The following is a 9,628-nucleotide window of genomic DNA, read 5'->3' as shown; positions in this document are numbered from 1 at the left end:
ACCGAGCCTAAGCGAGGTGCCGACAGGCGGGGCAGAGCCCTTTGCTTACTTTGGGGCTTTTCCAAAGTGAGTCGCTGTAAGAGCGAAACCATAAGTAGCCGTTACCTAAAAAACGGATATACACACAACAGCCACGTAAAGATTCCGTATAGATTCAACCCAAGCCATAACGTTTACGTCGTCTCTATTGAGCAACTAATCCCCCCTAAACTACTGTGAACTTCACACCAATCACCCCCGCAGGAAGTCATCGTGGAAAGTTCAACTTTAGGCATGATCGTCCTCTCAATGATCGCCCTGTTCGGCGCCGCCGCCTTTTGCTTCGAAAAACTCGCCACCCGCGAATCAAAGAAAAAGAAAGCCAAATAAGCTGATCATCAAAAGCAGCAGAACCCCAGACTTTCAAGGGATACCCCACCCCCGGGCTATCCCTTGTTTTCGTTCGCCCACCACAAATCCATCTATACACCGTCTTAATACCCGCACCGGCAATCAGTGCCCGAACTTGATACCCAACCTCTTAACCTCCCCGCGTCCGCAATCGCGGCTTATTAATCAGGGGAGTTCCACCGTGCTCACACTCAAGTTCATCTATATCGCCAGCGGCTTATGCGCCGTCGGGCTGTTCGCTTATCTGGGCTACGCCCTCATCCGCGCCGAAAAGTTCTAGGGAGCCCGCCATGTTAGACGTGATTTTTATCGCCCTCTCCCTGGTGTTTTTCACCGCGACAGCCATGGCCATTGTCGCCATGGGCAAGATTTGAACGGAGCCTCGACATGCTAAGCACTTTGCTGGAATTTGCGCTGGTCCTGGCCTTGATGACCGGGCTCGCCGCGCTGATGGGCAAGTGGCTGACCCGGGTCTTTACCGGGACCCGCCATGCCCTGCCGGAACGCTGTACCTATCGCCTGCTGGGCATTGACCCGCACGAAACCATGGGCTGGGCCCGCTACGGCTCCGCCCTGCTGCTGTCGAACGCGGCGATGATGCTGCTCGGCTACCTCATCCTGCGTTTGCAGGCGGTGATGCCGATCAACCCCCTCGGGCTGGCCGCGCAAACCCCGGACCTGGCGTTCAACACCGCCGCGTCCTTTATTACCAACACCAACTGGCAGGCGTACTCGGGCGAAACCAGCCTGTCGAACTTCAGCCAGATGGCGGTGATCACCTTCCTGATGTTCGTCGGCGCCACCTCGGGCGTGGTCGCGGCCGCCGGTTTTATCCGTGGCCTGAGCCGCTCAAGCTCGGCGGATATAGGCAACTTCTGGGTCGACTTCACCCGCACCCTGTACCGCGTGATGCTTCCACTGTGCGTGGGCATGGCGCTGGTCTATGTGTGGCAAGGCATGCCGCAAACCTTCGCTTCACAAGCCCTGGCGACAACGCTTGAAGGCGCACAACAGCAGTTGATTGTCGGCGCCGTGGCAAGCTTTGAATCGATCAAGCATATCGGCACCAACGGCGGCGGCTTCTTCAGCATGAACGCCGCGCACCCGTTCGAGAACCCGACACCGCTGACCAACGCGCTGCACATCCTCAGCATGTTGCTGATCCCGTCGGCGCTGACTTACACCTTTGGCAGCATGCTGCTGCAACGCCGTCAGGGCTGGGTGTTTTTCGGCACGTTCCTGGTGATGTTCTTAGGCTTCCTCGCGCTGGTGTATGGCGCCGAGCAAAACGGCAACCCGCTGCTGACCCAGGCCGGTGCCAACCAGACGCTGTCCATCGAGCAAAGCGGCGGCAACATGGAGGGCAAGGAGCTGCGTTTCGGCATCGCCGACAGCAGCCTGTTTATCGCCACCACAACGGCTGCCACCACCGGCTCGGTCAATGCGATGCACGACTCATTGACCCCCATGGGCGGCTTCGTGCCCCTGGCGCAGATGATGCTCAACTGCGTGTTCGGCGGCGACGGCGTGGGCTTTATCAACCTGATCCAGTACGCGCTGCTGACGGTGTTCCTGGTGGGCATGATGATCGGCCGCAGCCCGGAATTCCTCGGCAAGAAGATCGAGGCCCGGGAGATGAAACTGGTGATGCTCTCGGTGCTCGCGCACCCCATCAGCATCCTCGGTTTCACCGCCCTCGCCGCCCTGTGGCCCGACACCATGGCCAGCCTCAACAACCTCGGCCCGCACGGTTTCAGCGAGGTGCTCTACGCCTACACCTCGGGCACCGCCAACAACGGTTCGGCGTTCGCCGGGTTGAACGCCAACACGCCGTTTTTCAACACCACCATTGGCCTCGCGATGTTGATCGGGCGCTTCTTCACCATGCTGCCGATGCTGGCCGTGGCCGGTTCCCTGGCGATGAAAAAGACCGTGCCTGCCGGTGCCGGCACCATTCCCACCGCAACCCCGCTGTTCATGGTGCTGGTGGTGTTTGTGGTGCTGGTAGTAGGCGGCCTGACTTTCCTGCCGGCGCTCGCGCTCGGCCCGCTGGTGGAGCAACTGCAGTTGCTGTCCGGCCAGACGTACAACTAAGGACACGTTGATGACGACTCAATCGATATTCAAAGGGCTGTTGCGCCCGGTGCTGGTTTCGGCGGTGTTTTTCATGGCGCTGACCGGCCTCGCGTATCCGGCCTTCACCACCTTGGCTGCGCAGTTGCTGTTCCCGTTCCAGGCCCAGGGTTCGCTGATTGAACGTGACGGGCTGGTAATCGGCTCAGCGTTGATCGGCCAGGATTTCAACCAGCCCGGCTACTTCCATGGCCGCCCGAGCATGACCCTCGGCGCCGACCCGCAAGACCCAAGCAAAAGCGTGTCGCAGCCGTACAACGCAGGCTCAAGCGGCGCCAGCAACCTGGGCCCTACCAGCCAGAAACTGGTGGATCAGGTCGCGGCCCGAGTCAAAGCGTATCGCCAGGACAACGGTCTCGCCGCCGACGCCCAGGTACCGGTGGATGCGGTCACCGCCTCCGCCTCCGGCCTGGACCCGCATATCTCGGTGGCCAACGCGCGCATCCAGCTGGCCCGGGTCGCCCGCCTGCGGCAGATCCCGGAAGCCGAACTGCTGCAACTGGTGAACGAAAACACCGCCAGCCGCACCCTCGGTTTGCTCGGCGAACCACGGGTCAATGTGCTGCAACTCAACCTCGCGCTGGACGCTCGCCTGCCTCTGCGTCAGCCCCCTATTGCGGCCAGTGAGTAAGAGATTCCCCCATGATCAAGAATGCTCGTTTACCTCTGTTTGACCGCGCCATCGTGCTCACTGCCTGCGCCGATGCGTTCAAGAAACTGCTGCCCCAGGCGCAGTGGAAAAACCCGGTGATGTTCGTGGTGTACCTGGGCAGCCTGCTCACCACGCTGCTGTGGTTCCAGTCCCTCGGTGGCCAGGGTGAAGCGCCCAGCGGGTTTATCCTCAGCATCTGCTTGTGGCTGTGGTTCACCGTGCTGTTCGCCAACTTCGCCGAAGCCCTGGCCGAGGGACGCAGCCGGGCCCAGGCCGCCAGCCTGCGGGGGATGAAACGCCAGACCCTGGCCAAGCTGCTGCAACAACCCAAGCACGGCGCGGCCTGGCTGCCCACCGAGGCAACGCTGCTGCGCAAGGACCAGGTGGTGCTGATCGAAGCCGGCGACCTGGTGCCGCTGGACGGCGTGGTGATCGAAGGCGTGGCCTCGGTGGATGAAAGCGCAATCACCGGCGAATCGGCGCCGGTGATTCGTGAAGCCGGTGGCGACTTTTCCTCAGTCACCGGCGGCACCCGCGTGCTGTCGGATTGGCTGGTGGTGCGCATCAGCGTCAACCCGGGCGAATCGTTCCTCGACCGCATGATCTCCATGGTCGAATCCGCCAAGCGCCAGAAGACGCCCAACGAAGTCGCCCTGACGATTTTGCTGGTGGGCCTGACCCTGTTGTTCCTCCTGGTGATCGCCACCCTGAGCCCGTACTCGATCTTCGCCGTGGCCATGAGCGGCAGCGGCAGCGTGGTCAGCGCCACGGTGCTGGTGGCGCTGTTGGTGTGCCTGATCCCCACCACCATCGGCGGCCTGCTCTCGGCCATCGGCGTGGCGGGCATGAGCCGGATGATGTCGGCCAATGTGATCGCCACCTCGGGCCGAGCGGTGGAGGCGGCGGGTGACATCGACGTGTTGCTGCTGGACAAGACCGGCACCATCACCCTGGGCAATCGCCAGGCCAGCAGCTTCCTGCCTGCACCGGGCATCAAGGAAGCCGAGTTGGCCGACGCCGCGCAACTGGCCTCCCTGGCCGACGAAACCCCGGAAGGCCGCAGCATCGTGGTGTTGGCCAAGCAGAAATTCGACATCCGCGCGCGGGACATCAACGCCCTGGGCGCAAGCTTTGTGCACTTCACCGCACAGACCCGCATGAGTGGCGTCGACCTGCCCGAAGGCCGAGGCATCCGCAAGGGCGCCGCAGATGCCATCCGCAGTCATATCGAAGCGTTGGGCGGGAGTTTTCCGGCAGCCCTGCAGGCCAAGGTCGACGAAGTATCGCGCCGCGGCAGCACCCCGCTGGTGGTGTCCGACGGTGCAAAAGCCCTGGGCGTGGTGGAGCTCAAGGACGTGGTCAAGGGCGGCATCAAGGAGCGTTTTGCCGAACTGCGGCGCATGGGCATCAAGACCGTGATGATCACCGGCGACAACCGGCTGACCGCCGCCGCGATTGCGGTGGAAGCCGGCGTGGATGACTTCCTCGCCGAGGCGCGCCCGGAAGACAAGCTGCAACTGATCCGCGACTACCAGGCCCAGGGCAAGCTCGTGGCCATGACCGGCGACGGCACCAACGACGCACCGGCGCTGGCCCAGGCCGACGTGGCGGTGGCGATGAACAGCGGCACCCAGGCGGCGAAAGAGGCCGGCAACATGGTCGACCTCGACAGCAACCCGACCAAGTTGATCGAGGTGGTCGAGGTCGGCAAACAGATGCTGATGACCCGCGGCGCGCTCACCACCTTCAGCGTGGCGAATGACGTGGCGAAGTACTTCGCGATCATCCCGGCGGCGTTTGTCGCGACGTACCCGCAACTCGGCGCGCTGAACGTGATGCACCTGACCAGCCCCAACTCGGCGATTCTCAGCGCAGTGATTTTCAACGCGCTGATCATTGTTGCGCTGATTCCGCTGGCACTGCGCGGCGTGACCTACCGCGCGATTGGCGCGGCGGCGCTGCTCAATCGCAACCTGCTGATCTATGGCCTGGGCGGGGTGCTGGTGCCGTTTGCCGGGATCAAGCTGATTGACATGGTACTGACCGGGCTGGGCCTCGTGTAGCACCCGATCCACTGTAGGAGCGAGCTTGCTCGCGAAGGGCGTCAACGATAACGCGGGAAACCTGACACCCAACGGCGCTCTCCTGTTTTTCGCGAGCAAGCTCGCTCCTACAGTCCATTTGAGGAATGACATGCCCGCATTAAATGAAGTACGCCCCGACCCCGACGCCCTCCTCGCCCGGGTCCAGCAGGAAGAACAGGCCGCCTTGCGCGGCAAATTGCGTATCTACTTCGGCTCCAACGCCGGCGTGGGCAAGACCTGCGCCATGCTCGACGCAGCGCAACGGGAAACCAGCCTCGGCCGCGACGTACTCGCCGGCGTGGTGGAAACCCACGGCCGCCAGGAAACCGCCGACCTGCTCGACGGCCTCGAACAATTGCCCCGCGCCCAGCGCCTGCACCGCGACTTTGCCCTCACCGAATTCGACCTCGACGCCGCCCTGCAACGCCATCCCGCCGTGCTGCTGGTGGATGAACTGGCCCACAGCAACGTGCCCGGCTCGCGCCACCCGAAACGCTGGCAAGACGTGGAAGAACTGCTCAGTGCCGGCATCGATGTGTGGACCACCCTCAACGTCCAGCACCTGGAAAGCCTTAACGATCTGGTGAGTGGGATCATTGGCATTCGGGTGCGGGAAACTGTACCCGACCACGTGTTCGACAACGCCCACGAAGTGGTGGTGGTCGACCTGCCGCCGGATGACCTGCTGCAACGTTTGAAGGACGGCAAGGTGTACCTGGGCCCCCAGGCCGAGCGCGCGTCGCGGCACTTTTTCCGCAAGGGTAACCTGCTGGCTCTGCGGGAACTGGCCCTGCGCCGTACCGCCGACCGGGTCGACACACAAATGCGCGTGTACCGTCGCGAACAGTCGATCAAGACCCTGTGGCCCGCCCGCGAGCGGTTGCTGGTGGGCGTGGCCGGTGACGCCGGGGATGAGCGCCTGGTGCGCGAAGCAGCGCGCCTGGCGCAAAAGCTTGAGGCGGACTGGATCGTAGTGCACGTCGCTGCAGCCCAAGGTCGCGGCGCCAAGCGTTACCTCACCGCGATGAAAACTCTGGCCCTGGCCGCCGAATTCGGCGCCGACACCGCAACATTGCCGGGCATGGACGTCGCTGAAGCGCTGGCCGCGTGTGCCCGGGAACACAACGCCAATCGCCTGGTGCTCGGCCATCACCCGCGCCGGGCGTGGCGGTTCTGGCATCAGTCGGTGGGCGACCGGATCAGCCGGCACCATCCACAGATCGACCAGATCGTGATCGCCCATGGCGTGTTGCCGGGCACGGCTCCCGTCATTGAAAAAACCGCGCCCGCACCTGGCCGAACCCTGGCCTATATCTGGGCCACCCTCGCCTGTTTCACCGCCAGCGCCATCGCCTCGCTGCTGCTGCAAGTGTTCGAGCTGGCCAACGTGGTGATGCTGTTCCTGCTCACGGTGGTGCTGGTGGCCCTGCGCTTTGGACGCGGCCCCGGCGTCTGGGCGGCAATGCTGGCGGTGCTGTGTTTCGACTTCTTTTTCGTCCAGCCACGCTACTCATTTACGGTCAATGACACCCAGTATTTCTTCACCTTCGCGCTGATGCTCGGCATCGCCCTGATCACCGGGCAACTCACCGCCCGCCTGCGCCACGAAGCCCGCACCGCCGCCGCCCGGGAGCGCCGCGCCACCTCACTGGCACGGCTGGCCCGGGACCTGTCGGCGGCGCTGACCGTGGAGCAGATCAGCGAAGTGGCGCTGCGCACCTTCAGCGGCGTGTTCGAGGCGCGGGTCGGCCTGGCCTTGCCGGACGCCGCCGATGGTGTGCACAGCGTGGGCGCGGGCGGGCTGCCGATCGACGACAGCATCGCCCAATGGACCTACGACCACGGCCAGTCCGCCGGCCAGGGCACCGACACGTTATCCGCCGCCAAGGGCTGCTACCTGCCGCTCAAGGCACCGATGCGCGTGCGCGGCGTGCTGGTGCTGGAACTGGCGCAAAGCGAACGCTTGAACGAGCCCGAAGAACGCCGCCTGCTGGAGGCCTGCATGAGCCAGTTGGCGATTGCCCTGGAGCGTGTGCACTTCGTCGAAGTGGCGCAAAGCACGCTGGTGCAGATGGAAGGCGAGAAGATGCGCAACACCCTGCTCGCGGCGATTTCCCACGACCTGCGCACACCGCTGACCACCCTGATCGGCGCTGCCGACACCGCCCTGCCCCATGCGCCGCCAGGGCCGCTGACCGAGTTGCTGCACGGCATTCACGAGCAGGCGACCTCAATGCAACGCCTGATCGAAAACCTGCTGGACATGGCCCGCATGCAAGAGCGTGGCGTGCGGCTCAACCGGCAATGGCATTCCCTGGAAGAGATCGTCGGCAGCGCCCTGCGCCAATTGCGCGAACCACTGGCCCGACATGTGCTGCATGCCACGCTGGACCCGCAGTTGCCACTGGTGGACGTCGACGCGCTGCTGATCGAACGGGTGCTGGTCAACCTGCTGGACAACGCTGCCAAGTACACCCCGGCCGGCACGCTTATCACCGTGGCCGCCAGTGCCGTGTCGGACAGCATCCTCCTGGAAGTCTGCGACACCGGCCCGGGCAGCGCGCCGGCCAATCTGTTCGAGCCGTTTGCCCGTGGCCAGCAGGAATCCGCCGTCGCCGGGATCGGCCTGGGGCTGGCCCTGGCCAAACGCATCGTAGAAGCCCACGGCGGGCGCATCGAAGCCAAGCCTGGCCGCGAGCGCGGCATGCATTTCGTCATCACTTTACCGGCGGGCACCCCGCCCTCAATGGACGCGCTATGAGCACTGCACGCATTCTGATTGTTGAAGACGAGGCCAATATCCGCCGCTTTGTCGGCATCGCCCTGCAGGATGAGGGCTTCCAGGTGTTCGAGGCCGACAGCGTCAAGCGCGCGTTGATCCATGCCTCCAGCCGCCAGCCGGACCTTGTGATTGTCGACCTCGGCCTGCCGGATGGCGACGGCAAGCAGTTGATCAGTGAGCTGCGGGGTTGGCTGGCGGTGCCGATCCTGGTGCTGTCGGCACGGGATCGCGAAGAAGAAAAAGTCGCCGCCCTGGACGCCGGCGCCGACGACTACCTGACCAAACCCTTCGGCGTGCCCGAGTTGCTCGCGCGCATCCGTGCGCAACTGCGTCGACACGGGCAAACCGGTACGGTGGCGGCCACCAGCAAGGTGGCGTTTGGCGAGATTGAAGTGGACCTGGCGACCCATGAAGTGTGGCGCCAGGGCCAACCGGTGCACCTGACGCCTATCGAATACCGCCTGCTGTGCGCGATGATCCGCGGCCAGAGCCGGGTGCTGACCCATCGCCAATTATTGCTGGAAGTGTGGGGCCTGGATTACGTGGACCGCGCCCACTATCTGCGGGTGCATATGGCGCATCTGCGGCAGAAGCTGGAGGCGGACCCGGCCCAGCCGCAGTACTTCATTACCGAGTTGCAGGTGGGCTACCGGCTGGTGGGGTTGTGAACAGATGCGCGGCGGCGAAGTCGACAAATACGCGTATTTTCGGTGACAGGTGCCGGCTGGACGGCCACAGGGCCCAGAACTGGCCCTGGTCGTCGGAGTGGCCGTCGAGCACGGTTTCCAGTTGGCCCTGGGCGAGGGCCTCGCGGGCCAGGAAGTCCGGCACGTAGGCAATGCCATGGCCATCCATTGCAGCCCTGAGCATGGCCTCCATATTGTTCAAGGTCAGGGCGGTGGGCAGGCGCAATTGGGTGATGGCCGGGTTGGCGGACAAGGTCCAGTCCATGATTTTTCCGGTGGTGGCGAAGCGGTAACGCAAACACGGGTGGTGCTCCAGGTCGCTCAGGGATTGCGGCCGACCGTTGGCGCGCAGGTACTCGGGCGACGCACACAACACGAACCTGAACGGCCCGAGCTTGCGGGCCATCAAGGTCGAATCCGCCAGGCCGCCGCTGCGGATGACCACGTCGAAGCCCTCCTCGATGACGTCCACCAGGTGATCGTTGAAATCCAGCTCCAGCTCGATCTCCGGGTAGGCTTTGCGGAACGCCACCATGTGCGGAAAAAGGAACCGATAGCCAATGGTGGGCAGGCTGACCCGCAGCTTGCCTCGGGGTGCCTGCATCGCATGTGAAAGCATGGCGCGGGCGTCTTGCAGGTCGTCGAGAATTTTCCGACAGCGTTCGTAGAACAACTGGCCTTCGGCGGTGAGGCTGACCTTGCGCGTACTGCGGTGCAACAGCCGCACATTCAGCGACGCCTCAAGCTTGGCGACATTCTTGCCCACCGCCGAAGCGGAAATCCCCATCGCCCGGGCCGCGCCGGTGAAGCTCAAGGCTTCTGCCGTTTTTACGAAGGCGAGCACACCGCTCAGGTTATCGGTCACGTGATTGCATCCATCAAGTCCGTTATGAACGGAATG

The 9,628-nt window shown here is 63.7% G+C and carries 7 protein-coding genes; 6 read left to right on the top strand and 1 reads right to left on the bottom strand.

Going from position 1 to position 9,628, the window contains the following annotated elements; genetic code table 11:
• The first annotated feature begins 571 nt into the window (after positions 1–571).
• From kdpF to M2400_RS29075, 6 genes are all read left to right on the top strand, one after another.
• Positions 572–670: a K(+)-transporting ATPase subunit F gene (kdpF, locus tag M2400_RS29100; protein WP_003219423.1), complete on the top strand. Its 99-nt coding sequence runs from the start codon at positions 572–574 to the stop codon at positions 668–670.
• A gap of 107 nt (positions 671–777) precedes the next feature.
• Complete coding sequence (kdpA, locus tag M2400_RS29095) at positions 778–2,484, top strand: potassium-transporting ATPase subunit KdpA (protein WP_177048485.1); 1,707 nt, start codon at positions 778–780, stop codon at positions 2,482–2,484.
• Between the two features lie 10 nt (positions 2,485–2,494).
• Positions 2,495–3,154, top strand: a complete 660-nt coding sequence (gene kdpC, locus M2400_RS29090) for a K(+)-transporting ATPase subunit C (RefSeq protein ID WP_259200967.1) — start codon at positions 2,495–2,497, stop codon at positions 3,152–3,154.
• Between the two features lie 11 nt (positions 3,155–3,165).
• The gene (kdpB, locus tag M2400_RS29085; protein ID WP_177048490.1) at positions 3,166–5,238 is read left to right on the top strand and encodes a potassium-transporting ATPase subunit KdpB; all 2,073 of its coding nucleotides are present in this window, start codon (positions 3,166–3,168) and stop codon (positions 5,236–5,238) included.
• 130 nt (positions 5,239–5,368) lie between these two features.
• Positions 5,369–8,020 (top strand): sensor histidine kinase KdpD, encoded by a 2,652-nt coding sequence (locus M2400_RS29080; RefSeq protein ID WP_259200963.1) that lies wholly within the window; start codon positions 5,369–5,371, stop codon positions 8,018–8,020.
• Entirely contained in the window at positions 8,017–8,709 is a 693-nt protein-coding gene (locus M2400_RS29075) for a response regulator (protein ID WP_177048495.1), read from the top strand. The genes M2400_RS29080 and M2400_RS29075 overlap by 4 nt, the downstream gene beginning before the upstream one ends.
• Here the strand turns inward: M2400_RS29075 and M2400_RS29070 are convergent.
• Positions 8,669–9,592 (bottom strand): LysR family transcriptional regulator, encoded by a 924-nt coding sequence (locus M2400_RS29070; protein ID WP_259200961.1) that lies wholly within the window; start codon positions 9,590–9,592, stop codon positions 8,669–8,671. The genes M2400_RS29075 and M2400_RS29070 overlap by 41 nt on opposite strands.
• Between the last annotated feature and the right edge of the window lie 36 nt (positions 9,593–9,628).

This window comes from Pseudomonas sp. BIGb0558, from assembly GCF_024807515.1.
Taxonomy (GTDB): Bacteria; Pseudomonadota; Gammaproteobacteria; order Pseudomonadales; family Pseudomonadaceae; genus Aquipseudomonas; species Aquipseudomonas yamanorum_A.
The sequence above is the reverse complement of the archived record's forward strand: the minus strand, read 5'-3'. Positions and strand labels throughout refer to the sequence as shown.